We start from the raw sequence: 334 nt of genomic DNA, 5'->3' as shown, positions 1-334 counted from the left end.
ATTCCAGGGCTTCGTCTCGCCGGAATCCTTCTCCCTGACCGAATCGATTGCGGTGCTGGCCATGGTAGTGCTGGGCGGCATTGGCCACATCCCCGGCGTGGTGCTGGGCGGCGTGATCCTGGCGGCCTTGCCGGAAGTGCTGCGCCACGTGGTGGAGCCGGTGCAGATGAGTCTGTTCGGCAAAGTCTGGATCGATGCCGAAGTGCTGCGCCAGCTGCTCTATGGCCTGGCCATGGTGATCATCATGCTGACGCGTCCGGCGGGCCTGTGGCCCTCGCCGCGCCATGAAGACCGTCCCGAAGCCGACCACCCGCAAGGCGGCGGCGCCACCGGC

Annotated in this window: 1 protein-coding gene; it reads left to right on the top strand. The window is 67.1% G+C overall.

The annotated features are described in order from the left end of the window. The coding region (locus PQR62_RS25580; protein WP_408160898.1) for an ABC transporter permease subunit at positions 1-334 on the top strand (334 nt) is incomplete at both ends.

Origin of the sequence: Herbaspirillum lusitanum, assembly GCF_046025995.1 — a bacterium.
Taxonomy (GTDB): Bacteria; Pseudomonadota; Gammaproteobacteria; order Burkholderiales; family Burkholderiaceae_D; genus Herbaspirillum; species Herbaspirillum lusitanum_A.
Note: the sequence above shows the minus strand (reverse complement) of the source record. Positions and strands in the feature narration are given on the sequence as shown.